The organism is Mycobacterium sp. NGS15, assembly GCF_059813245.1.
Map to the genome: position 1 here is coordinate 375806 of NZ_JCALEF010000007.1, position 23883 is coordinate 399688.

General features: G+C 64.7%; 25 protein-coding genes. 16 read left to right on the forward strand and 9 right to left on the reverse strand.

Annotated features, from left to right (window positions below; translation table 11 throughout):
• The first annotated feature begins 91 nt into the window (after positions 1 to 91).
• The 10 genes from AC5Y5C_RS22685 to AC5Y5C_RS22730 all read left to right on the forward strand — a co-directional run bounded on the left by AC5Y5C_RS22685 (position 92) and on the right by AC5Y5C_RS22730 (position 8508).
• Entirely contained in the window at positions 92 to 559 is a 468-nt protein-coding gene (locus tag AC5Y5C_RS22685) for a DM13 domain-containing protein (protein WP_499976649.1), read from the forward strand.
• Positions 556 to 1038, forward strand: coding sequence for a hypothetical protein (locus AC5Y5C_RS22690; protein ID WP_499976650.1), 483 nt, complete (start codon positions 556 to 558; stop codon positions 1036 to 1038). The genes AC5Y5C_RS22685 and AC5Y5C_RS22690 overlap by 4 nt, the downstream gene beginning before the upstream one ends.
• Complete coding sequence (locus tag AC5Y5C_RS22695; protein ID WP_499976651.1) at positions 1028 to 1657, forward strand: TetR/AcrR family transcriptional regulator; 630 nt, start codon at positions 1028 to 1030, stop codon at positions 1655 to 1657. The genes AC5Y5C_RS22690 and AC5Y5C_RS22695 overlap by 11 nt, the downstream gene beginning before the upstream one ends.
• A gap of 57 nt (positions 1658 to 1714) precedes the next feature.
• Positions 1715 to 2995 (forward strand): PucR family transcriptional regulator, encoded by a 1281-nt coding sequence (locus AC5Y5C_RS22700; RefSeq protein ID WP_499976653.1) that lies wholly within the window; start codon positions 1715 to 1717, stop codon positions 2993 to 2995.
• Positions 2996 to 3154: 159 nt separating this feature from the next.
• Positions 3155 to 4087: an ACP S-malonyltransferase gene (locus AC5Y5C_RS22705; RefSeq protein WP_499976654.1), complete on the forward strand. Its 933-nt coding sequence runs from the start codon at positions 3155 to 3157 to the stop codon at positions 4085 to 4087.
• A gap of 125 nt (positions 4088 to 4212) precedes the next feature.
• Complete coding sequence (acpM, locus tag AC5Y5C_RS22710; RefSeq protein WP_499976655.1) at positions 4213 to 4512, forward strand: meromycolate extension acyl carrier protein AcpM; 300 nt, start codon at positions 4213 to 4215, stop codon at positions 4510 to 4512.
• A 5-nt stretch (positions 4513 to 4517) separates the two neighbouring features.
• Positions 4518 to 5771 (forward strand): 3-oxoacyl-ACP synthase KasA, encoded by a 1254-nt coding sequence (gene kasA / locus AC5Y5C_RS22715; protein ID WP_499976657.1) that lies wholly within the window; start codon positions 4518 to 4520, stop codon positions 5769 to 5771.
• A gap of 31 nt (positions 5772 to 5802) precedes the next feature.
• Positions 5803 to 7233, forward strand: coding sequence for an acyl-CoA carboxylase subunit beta (locus AC5Y5C_RS22720; RefSeq protein ID WP_499976658.1), 1431 nt, complete (start codon positions 5803 to 5805; stop codon positions 7231 to 7233).
• A complete protein-coding gene (locus AC5Y5C_RS22725) occupies positions 7230 to 8063 on the forward strand; it encodes an alpha/beta fold hydrolase (RefSeq protein WP_499976660.1) in 834 nt (277 codons plus the stop codon). The genes AC5Y5C_RS22720 and AC5Y5C_RS22725 overlap by 4 nt, the downstream gene beginning before the upstream one ends.
• A 58-nt stretch (positions 8064 to 8121) precedes the next feature.
• Entirely contained in the window at positions 8122 to 8508 is a 387-nt protein-coding gene (locus tag AC5Y5C_RS22730; RefSeq protein ID WP_499976662.1) for a DoxX-related protein, read from the forward strand.
• A gap of 5 nt (positions 8509 to 8513) precedes the next feature.
• Here AC5Y5C_RS22730 and AC5Y5C_RS22735 read toward each other — a convergent pair whose 3' ends face one another.
• Positions 8514 to 9047: a DUF3145 domain-containing protein gene (locus tag AC5Y5C_RS22735; RefSeq protein ID WP_499976663.1), complete on the reverse strand. Its 534-nt coding sequence runs from the start codon at positions 9045 to 9047 to the stop codon at positions 8514 to 8516.
• A gap of 181 nt (positions 9048 to 9228) precedes the next feature.
• Positions 9229 to 10047 carry a serine hydrolase domain-containing protein gene (locus AC5Y5C_RS22740; RefSeq protein WP_499976665.1) on the reverse strand — a complete coding sequence of 273 codons (819 nt, stop codon included), beginning with the start codon at positions 10045 to 10047 and terminating at the stop codon, positions 9229 to 9231.
• 24 nt (positions 10048 to 10071) lie between these two features.
• Between AC5Y5C_RS22740 and AC5Y5C_RS22745 the strand changes: the two genes are divergently transcribed.
• Positions 10072 to 11160 (forward strand): S-(hydroxymethyl)mycothiol dehydrogenase, encoded by a 1089-nt coding sequence (locus AC5Y5C_RS22745; protein WP_499976667.1) that lies wholly within the window; start codon positions 10072 to 10074, stop codon positions 11158 to 11160.
• Between the two features lie 6 nt (positions 11161 to 11166).
• On the opposite strand, the gene AC5Y5C_RS22750 is transcribed toward AC5Y5C_RS22745, so the two are convergent.
• Positions 11167 to 12231: a GGDEF domain-containing protein gene (locus AC5Y5C_RS22750; protein WP_499976669.1), complete on the reverse strand. Its 1065-nt coding sequence runs from the start codon at positions 12229 to 12231 to the stop codon at positions 11167 to 11169.
• Between the two features lie 76 nt (positions 12232 to 12307).
• On the opposite strand from AC5Y5C_RS22750, the gene AC5Y5C_RS22755 reads away from it, so the two are divergent.
• Positions 12308 to 13681: a styrene monooxygenase/indole monooxygenase family protein gene (locus AC5Y5C_RS22755; RefSeq protein WP_499976670.1), complete on the forward strand. Its 1374-nt coding sequence runs from the start codon at positions 12308 to 12310 to the stop codon at positions 13679 to 13681.
• Here the strand turns inward: AC5Y5C_RS22755 and AC5Y5C_RS22760 are convergent.
• Together AC5Y5C_RS22760 and AC5Y5C_RS22765 are read right to left on the reverse strand one after the other, a co-directional pair.
• Positions 13678 to 14886, reverse strand: coding sequence for a lipid-transfer protein (locus AC5Y5C_RS22760; RefSeq protein ID WP_499976672.1), 1209 nt, complete (start codon positions 14884 to 14886; stop codon positions 13678 to 13680). The genes AC5Y5C_RS22755 and AC5Y5C_RS22760 overlap by 4 nt on opposite strands.
• A 22-nt stretch (positions 14887 to 14908) precedes the next feature.
• Entirely contained in the window at positions 14909 to 16069 is a 1161-nt protein-coding gene (locus tag AC5Y5C_RS22765) for an acyl-CoA dehydrogenase family protein (RefSeq protein WP_499976674.1), read from the reverse strand.
• 104 nt (positions 16070 to 16173) lie between these two features.
• Here AC5Y5C_RS22765 and AC5Y5C_RS22770 point away from each other — a divergent pair, with 104 nt between their 5' ends.
• A complete protein-coding gene (locus tag AC5Y5C_RS22770; RefSeq protein ID WP_499976676.1) occupies positions 16174 to 16758 on the forward strand; it encodes a TetR/AcrR family transcriptional regulator in 585 nt (194 codons plus the stop codon).
• 127 nt (positions 16759 to 16885) lie between these two features.
• Here the strand turns inward: AC5Y5C_RS22770 and AC5Y5C_RS22775 are convergent, their stop codons facing one another.
• From AC5Y5C_RS22775 to AC5Y5C_RS22785, 3 genes are read right to left on the reverse strand one after another with little or no spacing between them, the layout of a single operon-like run.
• A complete protein-coding gene (locus AC5Y5C_RS22775) occupies positions 16886 to 17626 on the reverse strand; it encodes an Rv2686c family ABC transporter permease subunit (RefSeq protein ID WP_499976678.1) in 741 nt (246 codons plus the stop codon).
• Positions 17626 to 18336, reverse strand: coding sequence for a fluoroquinolone export ABC transporter permease subunit (locus AC5Y5C_RS22780; RefSeq protein WP_499976680.1), 711 nt, complete (start codon positions 18334 to 18336; stop codon positions 17626 to 17628). The genes AC5Y5C_RS22775 and AC5Y5C_RS22780 overlap by 1 nt, the downstream gene beginning before the upstream one ends.
• Positions 18333 to 19199: an ABC transporter ATP-binding protein gene (locus AC5Y5C_RS22785; RefSeq protein ID WP_499976682.1), complete on the reverse strand. Its 867-nt coding sequence runs from the start codon at positions 19197 to 19199 to the stop codon at positions 18333 to 18335. The genes AC5Y5C_RS22780 and AC5Y5C_RS22785 overlap by 4 nt, the downstream gene beginning before the upstream one ends.
• 81 nt (positions 19200 to 19280) lie before the next feature.
• Between AC5Y5C_RS22785 and AC5Y5C_RS22790 the strand changes: the two genes are divergently transcribed.
• A complete protein-coding gene (locus AC5Y5C_RS22790) occupies positions 19281 to 19721 on the forward strand; it encodes a GbsR/MarR family transcriptional regulator (protein WP_499976684.1) in 441 nt (146 codons plus the stop codon).
• Here AC5Y5C_RS22790 and AC5Y5C_RS22795 read toward each other — a convergent pair.
• Positions 19718 to 20230, reverse strand: coding sequence for a MarR family winged helix-turn-helix transcriptional regulator (locus tag AC5Y5C_RS22795; RefSeq protein WP_499976686.1), 513 nt, complete (start codon positions 20228 to 20230; stop codon positions 19718 to 19720). The genes AC5Y5C_RS22790 and AC5Y5C_RS22795 overlap by 4 nt on opposite strands.
• 91 nt (positions 20231 to 20321) lie before the next feature.
• Here AC5Y5C_RS22795 and AC5Y5C_RS22800 point away from each other — a divergent pair, with 91 nt between their 5' ends.
• Complete coding sequence (locus AC5Y5C_RS22800; RefSeq protein WP_499976688.1) at positions 20322 to 21299, forward strand: quinone oxidoreductase family protein; 978 nt, start codon at positions 20322 to 20324, stop codon at positions 21297 to 21299.
• Between the two features lie 58 nt (positions 21300 to 21357).
• Positions 21358 to 23874, forward strand: a complete 2517-nt coding sequence (locus AC5Y5C_RS22805) for a glycogen/starch/alpha-glucan phosphorylase (RefSeq protein ID WP_499976690.1) — start codon at positions 21358 to 21360, stop codon at positions 23872 to 23874.
• The last annotated feature ends 9 nt before the right edge of the window (positions 23875 to 23883 follow it).

Genomic DNA, 23883 nt, shown 5'->3' on the forward strand with positions numbered 1-23883 from the left:
TACATGTCTGCTCGCGCCTTTTTGTCGACAGAAATTGTACTGATCAGTACAGTCGAAATCGCTCGCTTAAACCCTCGGAAAGGAATCCACCATGCGGTTCACAGTTCTCACTGGCACAGCAGTTCTGGGCATCGGCTTAGCCGTTGCCGCGTGTAACGCGCCGTCTCGCGACGCTCAACCGGCCACCCAGTCACCGCAGGCGATGTCGTCGCAGGCCATGTCGTCACAGCCCATGACAGCGCCGGCCATGGCCGGCGCAACGCGTACGGGTTCGTTCAGCGGAATCGACGGCAAGCACGTCTCGGGAACCGTCACGATCGCCAACGGGCGGGTCAGCCTAACCGGGTTCTCCTCCGACAAGGGCCCCGACCTGCACATCTACCTGACCAAAGGCTCAGACCAGAGCGCCGTGAGCACAGGCAAGGAGCTCGGCACGGTCGCCTCCGACACGGCCTCACAGACGTTCGACGTCAGTGGCGCGGACACCTCGATGTACGACACCGTCCTGATCAACTGCGATAAGGCCAAAGAGGCCTTTGGTGCGGCGGCCTTGATGTGACAACCCACGCACGATGGATTGCCCTTGCCGCGCCGATCGCCCTCGGCGCGGCAAGGGTGACGCTGGGCGCGCTGTGGTTACACGAGGGAATGTTCAAATACAGCGCACACTTCGGCCGGGCGGACATCCTGCTCATCGCGCACAGTGCCCGATCCAACTCCCGCATACCGGATTACTTCACGGCAGTCTCGGATAACACCCTGTCCGCCTGGCCAGGCCTCTTCGGTGTCGCCATCCCCCTACTGGAGGCGACACTCGGGGTGATCCTGATCCTGGGGCTGTTTCCCCAATCCGCGGCCATGATTTCGCTGTTGACGCTCTTGACCTACTGGAGTTCGGATCAACTGATCAGCCAGTATCCGGTGATGGCGGCGCTGTCGGCGATCGTCATCGCGTTTCCGGCGGCGAGCGGTCACTACTCAATACGGCGACTCGGGCAAGCCAGGGCCAGAGCTAATGTTGTTCGGGATGATAGGTAAGTCGTCACCACAAAGCGCCAGCAAGCTGCCCGCAACCGCGCATGGCCGCCGTACCCGGGCGGCCATCGTCGATGCGGCCGCGCAGATGATGTACCGAAAAGGTGTGACGGCAACCAGTCTCGACGACATCCTCGCCGCCTCCAGCACCGGCAAGTCGCAGCTGTACCACTACTTCACGGACAGGTCCGACTTGGTGAAGGCGGTCCTGGAACGCCAGACCGAGCTCGTCCTACAGGCACAACCGTCACTCACCCGGATCGATTCGATGGAGGGCGTCGAGCAGTGGGCCCAGGAGATCGTGGCCATGCACGAGGTGCCCGGCGGTCCGTTCGGATGCCCATTGGGCAGCATGGCCGCCGAGCTCAAGAACGATCCGGCGTATCAGCCCGCGCTTGCCGCCGGGTTCCACCAATGGCAGTCATTGCTTGCCGACGGCTTGACCCGGATGCAGGACCGCGGCGACCTTGACCGCAGCGAAGATCCCCAACGGCTGGCCGCGACGATCCTTGCCACACTCCAGGGCGGCATGCTGATGGGGCGGGCGACCATGGATATCACCGTGCTGCGCGACAGCCTCGATCTGGCCGTCGAAGGCATTCGGCGCAAACTGCGCAACTGACCTCCACGAGCAGACGTTTGGCGGTTTCCCACTAGGAATCCGGGGTATCTTTTAGGGATGCCCGACAATTCGGCGAGCTCTCCCCGCGGATTTCGTGCGGCCCCGCCGCCGCGGGAACGCGCCGAGGTGCCCGAGGCACTGCTACACCGGATCAAGCAGTACTCCGGACGCCTCTCCACCGAGGCCGTACACGTCATGGAGGACCGGCTGCCGTTCTTCGCCGACCTGGAGGCCTCGCAGCGCTCCAGCGTGGCACTGGTCGTCCAGACGGCGATCAACAACTTCGTCGAGTGGATCCGCGATCCCGAGGGCACCGTCGGCTTCACCATGCAGGCCTTCGAGGTGGTGCCCCAGGACCTGGCCAAACGCATCGCGTTACGCCATTCCGTCGACATGGTGCGCACCGCGATGGAGTTCTTCGAAGAGGTGCTGCCCCTGCTGGCCCGCAACGACGAACAGCTGGTGACACTCACCGAGGGCATCCTGCGCTACAGCCGTGACCTCGCCTTCGGGGCTGCCAGCGCCTACGCCGAGGCAGCCGAAACCCGGGGTGCCTGGGATTCCCGGCTCGAGGCGACGGTGGTCGACGCGGTGGTCCGCGGTGACACCGGACCGGACATGCTCTCGCGTGCGGCAGCCCTGAACTGGGACACCACCGCGCCGGCAACCGTCATCGTCGGCACTCCCCGGCCGGAAACCATCGCCACGGCAACGACACTGGTGCATGAGGTGGCGCAACGCCATGGACGCGGAGCACTCGCCGTCATCCAGGGCACCCGGCTGCTGACCATCGTGTCGGGCAGATTCACTGCACACGACAAGTTCCTGGCCGATCTGATCAAGGTCTTCTCCGACGGCCCGGTCGTGGTGGGCCCCACCTCCGGCACCCTGAGCGCATCACACACCAGCGCCGTGGAGGCGCTCTCCGGGATGGATGCGGTATCGGGCTGGCGCGGTGCACCACGTCCGGTGTCATCGCGCGAGCTGCTCCCCGAACGCGCACTCCTGGGCGATAAGGCAGCCATCGCGGCCCTCAACACCGAAGTGATGCGCCCACTGGCCGATGCGGGCCCAGCACTCACCGAAACCCTGGACGCTTACTTAGATTCCGGGGGTGCCATCGAGGCGTGCGCGCGCGCACTGTTTGTTCACCCAAATACCGTGCGCTATCGACTTAAGCGAATCACCGATTTCACCGGAAGAGACCCAACGTCCCCGCGTGATGCCTATGTGTTGCGAGTCGCGGCTACCGTCGGCAGACTGGCCCAGGACCATGCCGACGTTTTCACTCCCGAACCAGGAACCACACCAGTCACAATCAATGTCATCAAGGCTTAGAACGGTTACTGGCCGGTCACCTGCGAGGTCCCACATTGCGGGACGGTATAGATCGGGTCGCAATGGATGCCTTTTTGTAGGCATCCCACAAATACTTAAGACAAGTTTCATTTTCTCTTACACGGCGCGAACCCCCCTTCACAGTGTTCTCTTAAACACGTGATCGCACTGCTTGCTCCCGGACAGGGATCCCAGACCCCCGGCATGTTGACACCATGGCTCGAATTGCCTGGTGCCACGGACCAGGTTGAGCAGTGGTCGAAGGCCAGCGGACTTGATCTGGTGCGCCTGGGGACCACGGCCACCGCCGAGGAGATCACCGATACCGCCATCACCCAGCCGCTGGTGGTCGCCCTGACTCTGCTGGCGTATGACGAGCTGACCAAGCGTGGCCACCTCAACGAGAAAACCGCCAGCGGCGAAATTATCGTCGCCGGCCACTCCGTCGGCGAGATCGCCGCCTACGCCATCGCCGGGGTCATCTCCGCCGACGAGGCCGTCGCTCTGGCAGCCACCCGTGGCGCCGAGATGGCCAAGGCCTGCGCGCTGGACCCGACCGGCATGTCCGCCGTCCTGGGCGGCGACGAGGCCGAGGTGCTGGAGCGCCTGGAAGCCCTCGAACTGATCCCCGCCAACCGCAATGCCGTCGGACAGATCGTCGCCGCGGGCCGCATCACCGCGCTGGAGAAGCTGGCCGAGGATCCGCCCGCCAAGGCGCGTGTCCGCCAGCTGGCCACCGCCGGCGCCTTCCACACGCACTTCATGGCTCCCGCGCAGGAGGCATACGCCGCAGCGGCCGCCGCGATCGTTCCGTCCGAACCGGTCACCACCTTGCTGTCCAACTTCGATGGCACCCCCGTCGCCTCCGGCGCCGACGCCATGGACAAGCTCGTCAACCAGCTCACCTCGCCGGTGCGCTGGGACCTGTGCACCGAGTACTTCAAGACGGCGAACGGCGGAGAGACCGTGAGCGCCGTCGTCGAACTGCCGCCTTCGGGCGCGCTGTCCGGCATTGCCAAGCGTGAGATGCGCGGCGTCACCAATCACGCCCTGAAAACCATCGAAGATCTCGACGCCCTGGCCGAGCTCTAAGCGGCCAAACCACCAAAAGGTAGTACCCCGGATGGGTGGGCAAAGCCGCCCCTCATCCAGTTTCAAATATCAGAGTTCACCCCAGGGCCGCATTCGCAGTCCATAACACCGAAGGGAGCCACCGAGTGGCCACCGCAGAAGAAAAAGATCGCATCGTCGCCGGTCTCGCCGAGATCATCGAAGAGGTCACCGGTATCGAGCCTTCCGAGGTCACCCTCGAGAAGTCCTTCGTCGACGACCTGGATATCGACTCGCTGTCGATGGTTGAGATCGCCGTTCAGACCGAGGACAAGTACGGCGTGAAGATCCCCGATGAGGATCTGGCCGGTCTGCGGACCGTTGGCGATGTCGTCAACTACATCGAGAAGCTCGAGCAGGACAACCCCGAGGCCGCAGCCAACATCCGCGCGCAGCTGGAGGGCTAGGACTAGTGACAACCCCTTCCACTGCTAACGGTGGCTTCCCCAATGTCGTTGTGACGGCTCTCGCCGCAACGACCTCTATCGCGCCTGACATCGAGGGCACGTGGAAGGGACTCATCGCCGGGGAAAGCGGTATCGAGGTTCTCGAGGACGAATTCGTCGAGAAGTTCGGTCTGCCCGTGTGGATCGGTGGGCACCTCAAGGAGCCCATCGACACCCACATGACCCGGTTGGAGCTTCGCCGGATGGCCTACGTGCAGCGCATGGCGCTGCTCGTAGGCCGTCAGGTGTGGCAGAACGCCGGTACCCCCGATGACATCGACAAGGACCGCCTCGCGGTCGTCATCGGTACCGGGCTCGGCGGTGGCGAGCGCATCGTCGAGACTTACGACACCATGAATGAGCATGGCATCCGCAAGGTTTCGCCGCTCGCCGTACAGATGTGTATGCCCAACGGTGCCGCCGCGGTGGTGGGCCTGGAGATCGGTGCCCGCGCGGGTGTCATCACTCCCGTGTCTGCATGTTCGTCCGGTTCGGAGGCCATCGCACACGCATGGCGCCAGATCGTGATGGGCGATGCCGACATGGTCGTCTGTGGTGGCGTCGAGGGCATGATCGAAGCCCTGCCGATCGCCGCGTTCTCGATGATGCGTGCCATGTCGACGCGAAACGACGAGCCGGAGAAGGCTTCTCGTCCGTTCGACAAGGACCGCGACGGATTCGTGTTCGGCGAGGCCGGCGCGCTCATGGTCATCGAGACCGAGGAGCACGCCAAGGCTCGCGGCGCACAGATCCTGGCCCGCGTGATGGGCGCCGGCATCACCTCCGACGCGTACCACATGGTGGCCCCGGGCCCCGATGGTGTGCGCGCCGGTGCGGCGATGACCCGCGCGATTCAGACAGCAGGCCTGTCCCCCAAGGATATTGACCACATCAACGCCCACGGCACGGCCACCCCGATCGGTGATGTCGCCGAGGCCAACGCCATCCACGTCGCCGGTGTGCAGCACGCCGCGGTCTATGCGCCCAAGTCGGCGCTGGGTCACTCGATTGGCGCCGTCGGCGCCCTGGAATCGGTGCTCACCGTGCTGGCTCTGCGCGACGGTGTTATCCCGCCGACGCTCAATCTTGACAACCTTGATCCCGAAATCGACCTGGATGTCGTTGCGGGAGAGCCACGACACGGGGATTTTAAATACGCAATCAATAACTCGTTTGGATTCGGCGGGCACAACGTTGCGCTTGCCTTCGGTAAGTACTGAAGTCAAGTATTAAGCACCAGAGAGGCTCAAGATGACGATCCTGGCTCCCGAGGCCATCGACGAATCGCTCGATCCGCGCGACCCGTTGCTCCGGCTGAGCACTTTCTTCGACGACGGCACCGTCGAGCTGCTACACGAGCGTGACCGCTCGGGTGTGCTGGCCGCCGGTGGCACGGTCAACGGAGTCAGGACCATCGCCTTCTGCACCGATGGCACCGTCATGGGCGGCGCCATGGGTATCGAGGGCTGCCGCCACATCGTCAACGCCTACGACACCGCCATCGAGGAGCAGAGTCCCATCGTGGGCATCTGGCACTCCGGGGGTGCCCGTCTGGCCGAGGGGGTTTCGGCCCTGCACGCTGTCGGGCTGGTCTTCGAGGCCATGATCCGGGCCTCCGGCTACGTCCCGCAGATCTCGGTCGTCGTGGGATTCGCCGCCGGCGGCGCGGCATACGGCCCGGCGCTCACCGACGTCATCATCATGGCGCCGCAAAGCCGCGTGTTCGTCACCGGCCCGGACGTGGTCCGCAGCGTCACCGGCGAAGACGTCGACATGGCCACCCTGGGCGGCCCCGAAGCCCACCACAAGAAATCGGGCGTGTGCCACATCGTGGCCGACGACGAGCTGGACGCCTACGCCCGCGGCCGCAAACTGGTCGGATTCTTCTGCCAGCAGGGCGTTTTCGATCGGGGCCGCGCCGAAGCCGATCACACCGACCTGCGCGCACTGCTGCCCGAGTCCGCCAAACGCGCCTACGACGTGCACCCCATCGTCAACGCGCTGCTCGACGGCGACAACCCCGACGAAACGTTCGAAGAGTTCCAGGGCAAGTGGGCACCGTCCATGGTCATCGGCCTGGGCCGTCTGGCCGGGCGCAGCGTCGGCGTACTGGCCAACAACCCGCTACGCCTGGGCGGCTGCCTGAACTCCGAAAGCGCCGAGAAGGCAGCGCGTTTCGTACGCCTGTGCAACGCGTTCGGCATTCCGCTGATCGTTCTCGTGGACGTGCCTGGCTACCTGCCCGGTGTGGGCCAGGAGTGGGGCGGCGTCGTGCGCCGTGGCGCCAAGCTGCTACACGCGTTCGGTGAAGCCACCGTTCCGCGCGTCACGCTGGTGACCCGCAAGATCTACGGCGGTGCCTACATCGCCATGAACTCACGCTCGCTGGGCGCCACCAAGGTGTTCGCATGGCCGGACGCCGAGGTCGCCGTGATGGGTGCCAAGGCCGCTGTCGGCATCCTGCACAAAAAGCAGCTGGCCGCCGCTCCGGAGGATGAGCGCGAAGCGCTGCATGAGGAGCTGGCCATCGAACACGAGCGGATCGCCGGTGGCGTCGATCGTGCCATCGAGATCGGCGTCGTCGACGAGGAGATCGAGCCCTCGCAGACTCGCGCGGTGCTGACCCGCGCGCTCGCCGAGGCGCCGTCGCGGCGCGGCCGGCACAAGAACATCCCGCTGTGACGGTCGGCACCACACTCACCGTCGACGGACACCGGCTGGCATATCGCCAGTTCGGTTCCGGGGACCGTGTTGTGGTGCTGTCACACGCCTTCCTCACCTCGCATTATCTGGAGCATGCGTGGGCCAAGGAGTTGGCCGCGCGCGGCTTTCGGGTGATCTGCCTGGACCTGCTTGGTACCACCGCCGACGAGCACCCGCTGGAGCCTGATCGCTACAACTCGCAGGCCTTGGGACGTCAGCTCATTGGCGCGCTGGATGCCCTCGGTATCGAACGCGCGGTGCTCGGCGGCACCTCTATCGGCGCGAACATCTCGGTAGAGGCGGCGGCATGGGCACCCGAGCGGGTGGCCGGTCTGCTGCTGGAGGGACCGTTCCTGGAGCGGGGTATCGGCGCCGCCGGTTATCTGTGGTCTGCCGGACTCACCCTTTTCACCCTCGGTCGGCCGCTCGTGTGGCTGGCCGGCGCGGTGGCCCGATCCTTCCCCGAAACCGAACAGCCCACCCTCGGCTTGCTGCGCGAATTCCTGACAGCTCCCCCGTCGCGCTCCGCGGCATTCATGAGGGGCATGTTGGTAGGCCGGATGGCACCGCCGCGCGCGGTGCGCCGGGCCGTGATTGCGCCGACGATGATTCTCGCGCTCACCGCGGACCCGCTGCATCCGGCGGCCGACGCACACAATCTCGCCATCGATATCGTTGGTGCGCAAGTGATTTCGGCCGGGACATTGGCCACCTTGCGATTCTGGCCGCGCCGCGTGACGCCTGCGATCGTGAGCTTCCTGGTCGAGACGTTCGGCATCGACGTCAGCACTCGACAGGCCGACGCCTAGCTATCCCCTCCTGCTAGAGTGACGTTTCATTCACATAATCGACAAGGGAGTCTGGGGAATGGCACTTCGGCGCAAGAAGGCACTTAAGTTGCTTGTCGACGGTCAGCCGACCGCGACGCTCGTCACGACCAAGGTCGGCCCGAGCCTGTTCCAGCGGCTTTCGGTGCTCATCGCCAACCTGATCCGCATCGGGTTCCGGGCGGGCGGCGCGGGCCTGGCGGCCACCGGTGTTGCACATTTCGTTGCCCCCCAGCCATTCGAGTCTCTCTCCAAGGTCGCCTTCCCGGAGGACACCCGCCGCTGGGTCTACCAGAACGGCGTCACCGAGCTGTTGCTCGGGCTTGCGCTGGCGTTCCGGCGTACCCGCATCGTGGGCAGCCTGGGTGGCCTTGCCTACATCGGTTTCCTGGTGAGCCGGCTGATCGGTAACGCCAACAAGGGCTGAGGTCTCTAGCCGACTCCGCGGAGCCAGGTCACCTCGGCGCCGTCGCCGCCGCTGCGGTACGGCTCCAGCGCGTCATCCCATGCGCTGCCCAGCATGTTGTCGAGTTCGGCGGTGATGCTGCCAGGATCGGCATCCATCAGACCGCGCAACCGCATCTCGCTGACCATGATGTCGCCGTTGGCACTCGTGCTGCCGCTCCACATGCCCAGCTGCGGGACGTGGCTGAAGCGCTGCCCGTCCACGCCGTCACTGGCATCCTCGGTGACTTCGAAGCGAAGCACCGGCCACGAGCGCAGGGCGTTGGCCAGGCGCGCACCGGTGCCGACCGGGCCCACCCAGTTCGTGACGGCACGCAGTTGCCCCGGCATGGCCGGTTGTGCCTGCCAGCGCAGCTTGAGCGTCTCCAGGCCGCGGGCCGAAGGAGTAGACGTCAGCGTTGACGTAAGCGCCCACTCGACGTGCGGGCACACTGCGGCGGGCGAGGCATGGACATACACCACGCCGGTTGTCGAGTCGGCGAACTGAGGCGACGCGTGCATTCGTAGTGCTCCTTTGTCTTCGACGAGGACGTCTTCCCCAACGGCTCGCGAAGCTTCTAGAGCGTGTTACTGAATTACACCTGTGTGCCTTGTGACACCATTGTGCCTTCTGATGCGCGTGTTGCGCCAGTCCTAGGTGCGAATTTGAGGTAACGGCTTCCTGAGAGTTTGTGGGGAGCCCTTATCCGAACTCGGCCAGCACCGCGTCGGAAAGCTGTGGCCACACCTGATTGGCCCAGCCGTCGAAGGATCTATCCGTGAGTACCACGAGCGCCAGGTCCACGGTCGGGTCCACCCAGATGAAGGTGCCCGCCTGCCCGAAGTGGCCATAGGTGGCCGGTGAGTTCTCGCTGCCGGTCCAGTGCGGAAGCTTGGTGCCCTTGATCTCGAAACCCAGCCCCCAGTCGTTGGGACGTTGCACGCCATAGCCGGGCAGCACTCCGTCCAGCCCCGGGAACACGACGTTCGTCGCGCGCTCGTGGGTTTCGGGGGTGACGAGTTGCGGACGTAACAGGTCGCCGGCGAAGGCGACGAGGTCGTTGACGGTCGACGAGCCTCCGTACCCTGCCGTATCTGCCCCACCGGGTAGCACCGTGTCCCCCATCCCCAGCGGTTCGAATACCGCCTCCGTCAGGTAGGTGCCGAAGTCGATGGTCGAGCCCGCGGCGACGGCATGCGCCAGCACCGCGAAGCCATAGTTGGAGTACACCCGGCGAGTACCGGGCTTGGCAATGACAGCGTCTGAGAGCAGCGACAGCCCAGAGGCGTGTGCAAGTAGGTGCTCCACGGTGGAACCGGGAGGCCCGGCGGGAGTGGCCAGGTCGATGGCGCCCTCTTCGAGGGCCACCAGAGCAGCCCGGGCTACCAGCGGCTTGGTGACCGATGCCAGGGCGAATTGGTGCGCGACGGGGCCGGTTTGGGCCCTGATCCCCTCCGGCCCCACTACCGCGGCGGCGACGGTGGGCACTGGCCAATCGGCGACAAGGTCGAGGGCAGCCATGCCTGGGACTGTAGCGTCTGACGCATGTCTCAAACTGTGCGCGGGGTGATCGCTCGGTCGGTCAAGGCTCCGGTGGAATTGGTGGACATCGTCATTCCGGATCCGGGCCCGGGTGAGGTCGTGGTGAAGGTGCAGGCGTGCGGGGTATGCCACACCGATCTGACCTACCGCGAGGGCGGGATCAACGACGAGTTCCCGTTCCTGCTCGGCCATGAAGCCGCCGGAATCGTGGAGACCGTCGGCGACGGCGTGACCACCGTGGAGCCGGGCGATTTCGTGATCCTGAACTGGCGCGCGGTGTGCGGGGTGTGCCGGGCCTGCAAGCGCGGCCGCTCGCAGTACTGCTTCGACACCTTCAACGCCACCCAGAAGATGACGCTCACCGATGGCACCGAGCTGACCCCCGCCCTGGGTATCGGGGCATTCGTCGAGAAAACCCTGGTACACGCGGGGCAATGCACCAAGGTGGACCCCTCGGCCGATCCGGCCGTGGTCGGCCTGTTGGGGTGCGGGGTGATGGCCGGCCTGGGGGCGGCCGTCAACACCGGCAATGTGGGCCGCGATGACACCGTTGCAGTCATCGGCTGCGGCGGGGTCGGCGACGCCGCGATCGCCGGGGCGAGACTGGCCGGGGCGCGCACCATCATCGCCATCGACACCGATGACAAAAAACTGGCCTGGGCCAAAGATTTCGGTGCCACGCACACCGTCAACGCCCGCCAGGTCGACGATGTGGTCACCGCGGTGCAGGAACTCACCGACGACGTCGGCGCCGATGTGGTGATCGATGCGGTCGGGCGCCCGGAAACCTGGAAACAAGCCTTCTACGCCCGCGACCTGGCCGGCACCGTCGTGCTGGTCGGCGTCCCCACCCCCGATATGACACTCGAGATGCCGCTCATCGACTTCTTCTCCCGCGGCGGCTCCCTGAAGTCCTCCTGGTACGGCGACTGCCTTCCCGAGCGCGACTTCCCCACCCTGGTCAGCCTCTATCAGCAGGGCCGGTTGCCGTTGGATCGCTTCGTCTCCGAACGCATCGCGATCGGAGACATCGAGGAAGCCTTCGAGAAAATGCACCACGGGCAGGTGTTGCGCTCAGTCGTGGTGCTGTAGTCGCGCTCAGCGCTGGGGATCGAGCATCCCGCGTGTGCTTTTGACCTTATATAGCTGGTAATCCGCCTGTTGGACAAGCGAATCCAAGTCGACTTTGCCGCCGGTTTGGGACTGCCAGGCAGCACCGACGCTGACGCTCCAGGAATCGATCCCCGCACGCGGAGTACTGACGCGGCGAATGGTGCTGTCGATGTTCTCGGCGCGGCCCGGGAACGCCACGACCAAGAATTCATCGCCACCGATGCGGGCGGCGATCTCACCGACCCGTGTGCTCGCCGTGAGCATGGCTGCCACCGACTTCAACATCGCATCACCGGCGCCATGACCGCGGGTGTCGTTGAGTTCCTTGAGCCCGTCCACATCCATCAAGACCACGACGACGTCGACAGCGTCGATGCGGCCCCGGTGCAGCAGGTCGATCGCGGTTGTCACGCCTCGACGGTTCAACAGACCCGTGAGCGGATCCCGGTTTGCCGAGACTGCCGCGGTCAGGATCGAGTCGCGGCCTCCTTCGAGAACCAGCTGGATGATGGTCGGCATCAACACCACCGCGGCGAGCACGGGCGCTCCGTAGGTGAACTGCGCGGACAACGTCGCACCGTCACACACGACATTCACCGCCAGCAGCACGCCGAACAATGCCAGGGCAAATCCACAGTGGGCCACCAAGGCGCGTCTACCCAGAAAGAAGGTGGGAAGAAGGCCGATCAGGCCCAGGTACACGACTGCGCAGAGTCTGGCCGTCGGGTCGGAAAACGTGGCTGCCGCTATCGCCACGGTCACATCCGCCCACACCACGAACGCGACCATGCCGCGCCGGCTGGGCCAGGAAAACATGATCCAACACAGACCGACGATCACCGCGATCACAGCCGCGATCGCCTGGATCGTCCGTGACCACAGTCCCTGCGGCCCTAACGGGTTGAACTGGGTGGCTCCCGCCAGAAACACGATGGAGAAGCACAAGAGCCCGATACCCACCTGGAGCTGCCTCAACTGCCCGGCACCTCGAAGCGCATCGGTAACCAGCAGGTACTGAAAACCTGGCTCTAGCTGCTGCCGATTGTGCACACCCGATTATCACCCTTGCAATCACCGTGAGCAGGTGCCTTTCGCGCACAAGGGTCGCCCGCCGATAGTGGCGGGCATGACGACACGACACGGACGCAAGGCGGCCATCATCGGCGCCGGACAGACCGGCGCCACGGCGGCACTGGGGCTGCTGGACAAAGGTTTTGACGTCACCGTCTACAGCGATCGCGATCAGCGGGGTTTGCGGCAGGATGTGCCCGCCACCGGCACCGCGCTGATCTTCGGCGAAGCGCAGCGCGCCGAGGCCGGTCTGGGGCTGTCTAGCTACCTGGAGCCGGGGCCCACCTCGACCGGCCTCAGTGTGCGCCTGGTCGACGGCAACGAACCTGGCCGCCCCGAGGTCATCGCCTTCGACGCCGACTTCGCCCGTGGCACCCAAGGCGTCGCCGTCGATACCCGGCTCAAGGCCGATGATCGCCTCACCCGGTTCCAGGAACGCGGTGGACGTTTCGTCGTGGAACAGGTGGATCCGGAAAAGCTCGACTCGATCGCCGCTGCCCACGACCTGACCCTGGTTGCGACCGGCCGCGGCGGTTTGTCCTCGCTGTTTCCGGTGGATACCGCCCGCACGGTGTACGACCGCCCACAGCGGCGGCTGCTGATGCTGACCGTCGCGGGCCTGGGACACGGGCCCGATGTCTTCGCCCACCGGGGGCCCGCCGGTGGGCGCCACAGCGCATTTTCATTCATTACCGATCAGGGCGAGGCCTGGTGGGGTCCCTACTTGCACAAGGACGCCGGACCGTCGTGGTCGTTTCTGACCTGGGCCAAATCCGGTAGCGACTGGGAACGGCGCTACGCCGGCGTCGACAGCGCCGCCTCGGCGCTACGGGCCGTCACCGATGTGCATCGCGACTACATCGACTGGGATCTACCGGAAGTGTTGTCGCTCAATGTCATCGAGGAGGATCCGCATTCCTGGATCACCGGCGCCGTCACCCAGCTGGTGCGACACGGTGTGGGCCACACCGCGAGTGGACATCCTGTCGCTGCACTCGGCGACACCGCGGTGGCTTATGACCCGATTGCCGGTCAGGGCGCGCAGGGCGGCCTGGTCCAGGCGGCAGCACTGGTCCACAAGGCCGCCGCGCATGAGGGGTCCTTCGACACCGCCTGGCTCGCTGCCGCTTTCGAGGAGTTCTACGACCGGAGAGCGCGTGCCGCGCAGCTGGTCACCAGGCTCTACCTCGGCGATGACGAGCTGCACGACTACGGCGACCTGTTCTTCGCGGCAGGTCACGTCCACGAGGGATTCGCATCCAAACTGTTCAGCCTGCTCGACGATCCGAAGCCCTTCGAGAGGGTCACCTCGATAGAGACAGCCAAGGAGCTCATCACCGAGTGGGCGGGGGAACCCGCCGACGCCATCCTTGAGCGGTTTTCCCCCGCCGGCCGGTTCGCCCGGTCCGGGCTGGTGCGCGCCGCCTAGCGCTGAGCCGGGCGGTACGCCGTGACGACCACCGAACCGCCGAGCCCAATGTTGTGCTGCACGGCCACGCCGTCCTTGGTCGCTGCGCCGGCGACCTGACGCTTGCCGGCCTGCCCGCGCAGCTGCCAGTTCAGTTCGGCACACTGGGCCAGACCGGTGGCGCCCAGCGGGTGTCCCTTGGAGATCAGACCGCCCGACGGGTTGACCACCCATTTCCCGCCAAAGGTGGTGGCCTGGTTGTCAATCAGCTTGCCGGCCTCGCCCCGCTCACAAAAGCCGAGCGCCTCGTACACCAGGATCTCGTTGGCCGAGAAGCAGTCATGCAGCTCCACCACATCGATGTCCTCGGGACCGATCTGCGCCTGCTCGTAGACGGCGGCGATCGCCGCCTTGTTCATATGCGCGCCGACGATACCCGCCGCGGTGCCGTCGAAGGTGTCGGCACGGTCGGTGACGGTGGCCTGCCCGACAATCTCGACGGCCTGGTCGGCGAGTCCGTGCTTGTCCACGAACTCCTCGCTGGCCACAATGGCCGCCGCCGACCCATCGGAAGTCGGTGAGCACTGCAGCTTGGTCAGCGGCGCCACGATGCTCCGTGACGACAGGATGTCTTCCAGGGAGTATTCGTCCTGGAACTGGCTGTACGGGTTGTTCACCGAATGCTTGTGATTCTTGTAGCCGATCCACGCCAGCTGTTCGGCGGTCAGGCCGTACTCGCGCATGTACTCCTCGGCCGCGGCGGCGAACATCCATGCGGTCATGGGCATTTGCGGCGGCGTCAGTTCACCGAGACGGTTGATCTGCGGCATCAACGGCGACTCGCGGTCGGTGAACTTCATACTCAGCGAGCCGCGTTCCATCTTCTCGAATCCGGCGGCCATCACGACATCCGATTGACCGCTGCGAATGGCGTTGGCGGCCATGAACAGTGCGGTCGAACCCGTCGAGCAGTTGCTGTTGACGTTGTAGATCGGAATGCCGGTATGGCCCAGCTCGTAGAGGGCGCGGTGCCCGGAACATGAATCGCCATAGACATTTCCGATGAAGGCCTGCTCAATCTGTTCATACCGGACCCCGGCGTCGTCGAGCGCCCTGGTTCCGCTCTCCTTGACCATGGCCGGGTAGTCCCAGCCCTCACGGCTCCCCGGCTTCTCGAATTTCGTCATGCCGACGCCGACCACGAATGCTCTGTTCTTCTGCTTCATCGTCGCTCCTTGTCGCGTCTCGTCACAGAGACCGAGAGATGAGTTCTTTCATGATTTCGCTTGTGCCGCCGTAGATTTTGTTGACGCGTGCGGCGGCGTACGCCCGGGCGATCGGGTACTCCATCATGTATCCGTATCCACCGAAGAACTGGACACACCGATCGACCACCGCAACCCCCTTGTCGGTGGCCACCAGCTTGGCAATGGAGGCCGTCGCCGGATCATTGGCGCCGTCGATGTAGTTCTGGATGCACCAGTCGACGGTCGTCTTGATGGACAGCACCTCGGCCTTCAGCTCGGCCAGCTGGAACCTAGTGTTCTGAAACTTGATGAGCGGCTGGCCGAATGCCTCGCGCTCCTTGGTGTACTTGATCGACTCCAGCACCGCGGCCTCGGCCATGCCGGCGTTCCCCGACGCGATGATGAGGCGCTCGCGCGCCAGCTGCGTCATGAGCTGGAAGAACCCCTGACCGTCTTCCTCACCGAGCCGGTTGGCCACCGGCACCCGCATATCGGTGAAGAACAGTTCACGGGTGTCCTGTCCGTGCTGCCCCACCTTCTCCAACACTCGGCCCCGCTCGAATCCCGGCAGGTCTTTGGTTTCGGCAACGATGAGCGATATCCCCTTCGCCCCCTGGGATGGATCGGTCTTGGCCACGATCACCAGCAGGTCACAGTGTGTGCCGTTGGAAATGAACGTCTTCGAGCCGTTGATCACGTAGTGATCGCCGTCCCGGACCGCGCTGGTGCGCACCCCTTGCAGATCGGATCCCGTTCCAGGCTCCGTCATGGCGATGGCGAGCACCAGGTCGCCGCTGATGATGCCCGGCATCCAGCGGTCCTTCTGCTCGGTGTTGCCATAGGTGTTGATGTAGTGCGCGACGATCGGCGAGTGCACGCCCCAGCCCGTCGCGGTGTCGTGGGCAAGTGCGAGCTCCTCGGCCACCACCGCGGAGAATCCGAAATCGCCGCCGGCGCCGCCGTATTCCTCCGGCAGGTCCAGGCCGAGCAGACCGGCGTCGCCCAGCTTGTTCCAGAATTCGCGGTCCACTTGGTGCTGCGCGCTCCAGCGTTCCTGGTGGGGCGTGGACTCCTTGCGCAGGAATTCGGCGGCATGCTTGCGCAGATCGCGGTGCGCATCGGTCTCCCAGGATGCGTGATAGGCCGGGAACAGTTCGGACATTACTTCGCTCCATTCAGGGACAACATCGTCAGACCTTATCGTCACGACGATACAAGTGTATCGTTTCAGATTCGTTTGTAAAGGGGTGCGGTACGATGAGGCCCATGGCAAACCCGCGCGCGACCGACGAGGATCTGACCGCGAAGGCGCGCATTCGCAACACCGCGCTGGATTTGTATGCCCAGTACGGCGAGGAACGAATTTCGTTGCGCGCGGTCGCATCCGAGGCCGGGGTGACACTCGGGCTGGTGCAACACCATTTCAAGACCAAGGCCGGTCTGCGCGAGGCCGTTGATCAGCTGGTCGTCGACTACCACGTCGAGGCGTTGCGCTCCGTCGACAAGGAGAAGGACCCGCGCAAGCTCGCCTCGGCCCGCGATGCCGCTGTCATCGCGATGCTCAAGGCGAATCCCCCGATCGTGAACTACGTGCGTCGGGCCGTGCTCGAGCCCTCCGAAGAACAGCTGAGCATGTTGAATGCGTTGATTCAGCTGACGCGCGACGAGGTGGCCACCCTCCGCGAGGAAGGCATGGCCCCCACCGATCGCGCCGAGTCCACTCAGGTGGTTTCCGTGATGGTTCGGCAAATGGGCGCCCTCCTGCTGCAACCCCTGATCGACGCGGTATGGGACCGGCTGGAGCACGGGGACACCCCAAAGCCCACGCTATCCATCAAAGTGCTCGACTAACCGGGCGAGTTCTCCCCCGTGCCGCGTTCCGAGGACGCCGATGAGGCCGACGGGGGTGCTCCTCGGATATGAACATTGACCTTCCGGCACGGATCCCGTTCCAGTTCCATGGCAGCTGGATCCCGGCCTAGCCGCCCTTGGCCAAGAATCTCCGAAGCAGCACCCAGGCCACTGCCAGGTTGTACACGGCCCCGATTGCGATATAGGGCCACCAAGTGCCGTGGTCACTGGCCACCCAGAACGCCTTGGCCGCCCAGAATGGGGGCAACACACCGAATGCGTAACCCCAGTTCGAGTGGATGAACCACGGCAGACAGGGCAGTCCGGCGATTAGCATGCCCAACGCCCGGACTGCGGCCAGGCCTTGAATCTTGTTGTTGGCAAAGGCAATCACCAGCAGGAGGGTCACCACCCCAGACAGCCCGGAAAGGATCCCGATCGGTATCAGCGCAGGCAGCACTCCCGGCTCAAGAATCCCGCTCAGCGACAACGTCGCGATCACATAGACCGTGGTGACCACGATGACGGTGGTGGCCCGGTAGAGGAAGTATCCCGATAACGGCACCGGAGTCACCCGCAGGGCGGTCAACGTCCCGGCGTCGACGTCATCGAGCACCAGAAACGCCGCCAGCGCCCCGGGAATGATGATGCTGGTAAGTAGCAGGAAGGCTGTCAGCACCAGCGGGTAGTACGGAACAAGGTCGAATCCCCTAGTGGTGGACAGCATTTCAGCCGCCCGCGGGGTCAGCACCGCCACCGCGCTGGTCCAGATCACCGGAGCCAGCACCACCATGATCAGTAGCGGATCGCGATAGGTCCCGCGAATATCGTTGCGACCGAATGCAGCCCATACCCGCGTGGGGATCATCACATTCCTCCGGACTTTGCCACGATGTACTTGCCGAAGGCGGCCTTGCCCGCCCAGTACAGACCCGCGATACAGATCACCGGATAGGCGACGGCATACAGCGCCAGCCACCCGGTCAGCGTCACCTGCCCGAAGGCTGCGCCGAATAGCAGCAGGGGGCCGTAGGTGGGAATCACATACAGCAACGGAGTGGCCCAGACACCCGAGAAGCCCAGGATCGGCAACGACAGGATGGCCAGCGGGATGGTCGCCGAAAGGAACCAGTCGCTAATCGATGCGAAAGGCAGGGAGCTGACGAATCCACTGAGCAGCATGATGAGCGCGCCCAGCACTACCCCGACGGTCAGCGGCACGACCCGGTAGTGAAAGCCGTTGGCGATGGTGGAAACCCCTACTCCGACCATCACCGAGATACCCAGCAGTACAGCGATTTTGGCAGCCAGATACTCACGAAATCGCAGCGGGGTACAGATGATCGCTCCCAGCGTGCGTTCCTGCTTCTCGAAGAACACGGTGCCCGCGATGAAGAAGAACCCGATGATCGAGATATCGCCAACCAAGATGTAAGGCTCCGCGATTGGCCGAAGAGCCTGCGACATAGGCAGCAGCACCGCCAGCCAGATAAACCCGGAGAAGACGGCGGCATGCAGAAACTTCTGCCGCACCTGCAAGGTCAGTTCCAGACGCAGCGCCCGGCCAAATCGATTCATGCCAGCCGCCTTCCGGTGACGGCCACGAAGACATCATCGAGGCTGGCTTCCGCACTGTGGATGGTCTCCACGTGGTGGCCACGCAGCACCGCGTGGAAGGCCTCGTCATCGGCCAGCCCGTCCAGCGGGAAGTCCTGTCCGGCGAGTTCCCCTGCAGCACCGCGATACTCGACACGTACCGAACGCCGACCGTGCTCAAGTCTGAGTTCGGCCGGAGAATTCAAGGCAACAATGCGGCCATCCACGACAAAGGCCACCCGGTCGCACAGCTCGTCGGCGGTCGCCATGTCGTGCGTCGTGAGAAAGATGGTGCGGCCGCGCGCTTTCAGATCGAGGACAATATTCTTGACCTTGCGGGCATTCACCGGGTCCAGCCCCGAGGTCGGCTCGTCCAGGAACAGCAGCTCGGGATCGTTGATGAGCGAACGCACAAACGTCAGGCGCATCTGCATGCCCTTCGAGAAGGCGCCCGCACGGGTATTGGCGTCGTCGGCCAGCCCCACCGAGTCCAACAGCTCCATGGGATCGAGCGTGGGGCCCGCATACAACGAAGCGAAGAATTGCAGGTTCTCCAGCGCGGTGAGCTTCTGGTAGTGGTTGGGCAGCTCGAACGACACACCGATGCGCTGGTAGTAGTTCTTACCCCACCCCCGCGGCTCCCGCCCCCATACCTCCGCCTTTCCTCCGTGCCCGCGCAACAGACCGATCAACAACTTCTGGGTGGTGGACTTGCCGGCACCGCTGGGCCCCAGAAATCCGAAGATCTCACCCGCATCGACATCGAAATCCATTCCGCGAACGGCCGATTCGGACGATTTGGGATAGGTGAAGGTGAGTTCGCGTACTCGGATTACCTCGGTCACGCCCTCACAATACTCAATTTTCAGTCATTTCTGAAGATACTGAGACTTTAGTATTTAGAGACATCTCAGTACTCTCGCGGTGTGGACGACTCCGCCGAACAGTTGGCGCTCACGCTGACGGACCACGGCATGCAACGCATGACCGCGCGGGTCCTCACGGCGCTGCTCTTCAGCGAGGAACCGACCATGACCTCCAGCGAGCTGTCCGAGCAGTTGCAGGCCAGCTCGGGCGCGATCTCGACCTCGGTGCGCATGCTGACCTCGGTGGGCCTGGCCGAGCGGGTTCCGATGCCGACGAGCCGTCGCGACCACTACCGGCTCCGCGACAACGCCTGGGCGGTGTTGTTCACGAATCAGAATGCCGTCCTGGCCGCCATGCAAGAGGCCGCCGCGGACGGGATCGCCGAGACCGAGAAGGGCAGCCTGGCCCGGGTACGCCTCACCCAGATGCGCGACTTCTACGCTTTCCTGCTCGGCGAAATCCCCGCGCTGCTGGACCGGTGGCGCGAGCAGCAGCCCTAGCGCTCGGGCGCCACGATCCGTACGCCGTCCCTGCCCGCGGCCAGCAGATCCTGCAGGACCTTCTCGACAACCTGCAGGTCGGCATTGCTGTAGCGCTGCAGGAAGTCGCGCACACCGTGCTCCATCTCCTCATGCAGCCGACTGTGCACGTCGGCTACGGCGCGTCCATCGGCGGTCATGATGAGTTCAATCTCCTTGCGATTACCGGGAATCGGGGTACGTTCCACCCAGCCCGCATCCACCAGACGCTGCACATGCTTGGATACCGTGCCCTTGAGCTGACCCGAGCGCGCGGCCAGGCCCACCACGCTGACCGGCCCGTCGGCGATGGCCGCCAGAAGATGTAGCGACAGCGTCGGCAGCATCCGGATGAGGTGCTCCATCCGGCGTGGGAGCCGCTCGGCCATGAAATCGCGCTCGGCGTCCACATCCTCGTCCGGATCGAACTTGTCCCCCACTGCGCCCACAAGGGTGTTGATGCTGCCGATCAACGCCGACTTGGTTTTCATGGAAACCATATTGCCATCCGGCCGCAGCCGTCGTACAGTGTTCACATGGTTTCGATGGAAACCATTTCTACTGAATCTTGAGGAGCGCGCCGTGAAGGCAGCAGTCGTACACGAGTGGGGACAGCAGCCCGCCTACGCCAACTTCCCCGACCCACAGGCCCCCGAGGGTGCCGAGGTCGCCACCGTGGAGGCATCCGCCCTGACCAATCTGACCCGGGCCGTCATCTCCGGAAAGCACTACAGCAGCAAGGAGATCACCCTTCCCGCGATCGCCGGCGTCGACGGCGTCGCCCGGCTGTCCAGCGGCCAGCGGGTGTACACCGGGTCGATCGCACCGCACGGGATGATGGCGGAGCGCACCGTCGTGTACCCCACCGGCGCCGTCGAGGTTCCCGAGCATGTCGACTCGGTGACCGCCGCCGCGATACCCAATCCGGGAATATCGGCCTGGCTGGCCCTGTCCTATGCCGCCGCAATTCAGCCCGGGCAGCATGTGCTGGTGCTGGGCGCTACCGGAGTGACCGGCTCACTGGCGGTCCAGCTGGCGAAATCGGTGTTCGGCGCCGCACATGTGACGGTCGCGGGCCGCAGCACCGAGCGGCTGGCCTGGCTGCGCACCGTGGGCGCCGACGATGTCATCACCCTGGGCAGCGATGACCTCACCGACAGCATCACCGCGCAGCACGCGGCGCGCCCGTTCGACGCCGTGCTGGACTACCTATGGGGCTCATCTGCCGAACAGACCCTGAACGCGCTGGCCGCTAGCCACCCGTCGGCACATTTCCACGCCACCCGGTTCGTGCAGATCGGCGCGATGACCGGGGAGACGATCAGCATCAACGCCTCGACCCTGCGCAGCACCGGCATCACATTGTCGGGCGTCGGTATCGGCAGTGTGCCGCCCGAGGCCATGCTGCAGGCACGCACCGAGGCCTTGCCAAAGCTGTTCGCCATGGTCGATAGCGGAGACCTGCAGCTACAGACGCTGGCGCGGCCGTTGGCCGATATCGAAACCGTCTGGGCGGCAAAGGAGCCGTCCGGGGTGCGCGTGGTGGTCACTCCCCAGTAACCTGCCGGTCGCCTATTTCCGGTGTTCCCGCGCGTCATTGAATGGCACGGTATTACCCATGAATCCCGGTCTTCCCGCAAGCGACTCATCCTCGACGCACTTCGCCGAGCTGGTTCACGACGAACACTCCCGCACCGGATTGAATGCCGAGACACTGCAACGAGCCATCATCGACCATCTGCGGTACTCGATCGGGCGCCCGGCGAGCGTGCTGACCCCCGCGCATTACTACCGAGCCCTGGCCCTCGCGGTCCGAGATCGCATGCAGCAGCGCTGGATTGCCAGCATGCAGACCTATCTGGACCTGAGCCGCAAGGTGGCGGTGTACCTGTCGGCGGAGTTCCTGATGGGACCGCAGCTCGGTAACAACCTGCTGAACCTGCAGATCGAGGCGCAGGCCCGCGACGCGTTGTCCGCGCTGGGGCAGGACCCCGACGAGGTGCTGGAGTGCGAGGAGGAACCGGGCCTGGGCAACGGCGGCCTGGGCCGCCTGGCGGCCTGCTACATGGACTCGCTCGCCACCCTGGATCGGCCCGCGATCGGCTACGGCATCCGGTACGAATACGGGATTTTCGATCAGGAGATCCGCGACGGCTGGCAGGTCGAGAAGACCGACAACTGGCTCGATAACGGAAACCCTTGGGAAATCGCCAAACCCGACCTCAACTTTCTCGTCGGGTGGGGCGGCCACACCGAGCAGTACCTGGACGAGCATGGAAACTTCCGGGCGCGCTGGATCCCGCAGCGCTTCCTCAAGGGCATCCCGTATGACACCCCCATCCAGGGTTACGGCGTGAACACGTGCAACACCCTGACGCTGTGGAGCGCCCGCGCCGTGCAGTCCTTCGAACTGGATGCCTTCAACGCCGGCGACTACTACAAGGCCGTCGAGGAAGAGGTGTCCTCCGAGACCGTCACCAAGGTGCTCTACCCCAACGACGAACCCGAGGCCGGTAAGCGGCTACGGCTGCTGCAGCAGCACTTCTTCGTCTCCTGCTCGCTGCAGCGTGTGTTGCACATCCTGGAGGATGTGGCCGAGCGACCGGTCAACGAGCTGGCCGAGCAATTCGCCTTGCAGCTCAATGACACTCACCCGTCCATCGGTGTCGCGGAGTTGATGCGGCTGCTGCTCGACGAACGCGCCCTGGGATGGGACGAAGCCTGGGAGATCACCACGGCGGCCTTCGGGTACACCAATCACACCCTGCTGCCCGAGGCGCTCGAGACGTGGCCGCTGGGACTGTTCGCCGAGTCACTGCCGCGGCACCTGGAGATCATCTACGAGATCAACCGCCGGTTCCTGGACGAGGTCCGGTCCCGCTTCCCCGGCGACGAGGCCCGGGCGCGGCGCATGTCGCTCATCGGCGAAGAGGGCGGCAAGAGCGTGCGGATGGCGCACCTGGCCACGGTCGGCAGCCATGCCATCAACGGGGTGGCCGCACTGCATTCGGAGCTGCTCAAAGAAAGCGTGCTCAAGGACTTCCACGAGCTGTGGCCCGAACGGTTCAGTAACAAGACCAACGGGGTGACGCCGCGCCGGTTCCTGGCGCTGGCCAATCCGGGCCTGCGGGAGCTGCTCGACGACACCATCGGCGAGGGCTGGGTGGCGGATCTGAAACGGCTGCGCGAGCTGGAACCGTACGCCGAGGACTCGTCCTTCCGGATGCAATGGCGAGAGGTCAAGCGTCTCAACAAGGCCCGGCTCGCCGAGTACGTGCTGGCGAGCACCGGGGTGGACCTGGACCCCAACTGGATGTTCGACATCCAGGTCAAGCGGATCCACGAGTACAAGCGCCAGCACCTCAACGTGCTGCACATCGTGACGCTGTACCACCGGCTCAAGCAGAACCCGGATCTGCGGATCGCGCCGCGCGCCTTCATTTTCGGCGGTAAGGCCGCGCCCGGATACTTCATGGCCAAGCGGATCATCAAGCTCATCAACGCGGTCGGCGAGACCGTCAACAACGACCCCCACGTCAGCCAGTTCATCAAGGTGGCGTTCCTGCCGAACTTCAACGTCAAGAGTGCGCACCTGATCTATCCGGCTGCCGATCTGTCCGAGCAGATTTCGACGGCGGGCAAGGAGGCGTCGGGCACCGGAAACATGAAGTTCATGGTCAACGGGGGGCTCACCATCGGCACGCTCGACGGTGCCAACGTCGAGATGCTCGAGGAGGCCGGGGCCGAGAACTTCTTCCTGTTCGGGCTCACCGTCGACGAGGTACAGCGCCTGGTGCACGAGGGTTACCGGCCCGAGGACTTCGTCGGGCTCAACGAAGAACTCCGTGCCGTGCTGGACTTGATTGCCAGTGGCCACTTCTCGGGTGGAGATCCCTCGGTGTTCGCGCCGATCGTGGACTCGCTGCGCGGTCACGACCCGTTCCTGGTGCTGGCCGACTACTCCTCCTACATCGAGTGCCAGCAGCGGGTGTCGCAGGCCTGGCACGACGTGACCGCGTGGACACGGATGTCGATCCTCAACACGGCACGCAGCGGCAAGTTCTCCTCGGACCGCGCCATCACCGAATACTGCGACGAGATTTGGGGTGTGCAGCCGGTCACCGTGCAGGTGTAAGCGCTTGCC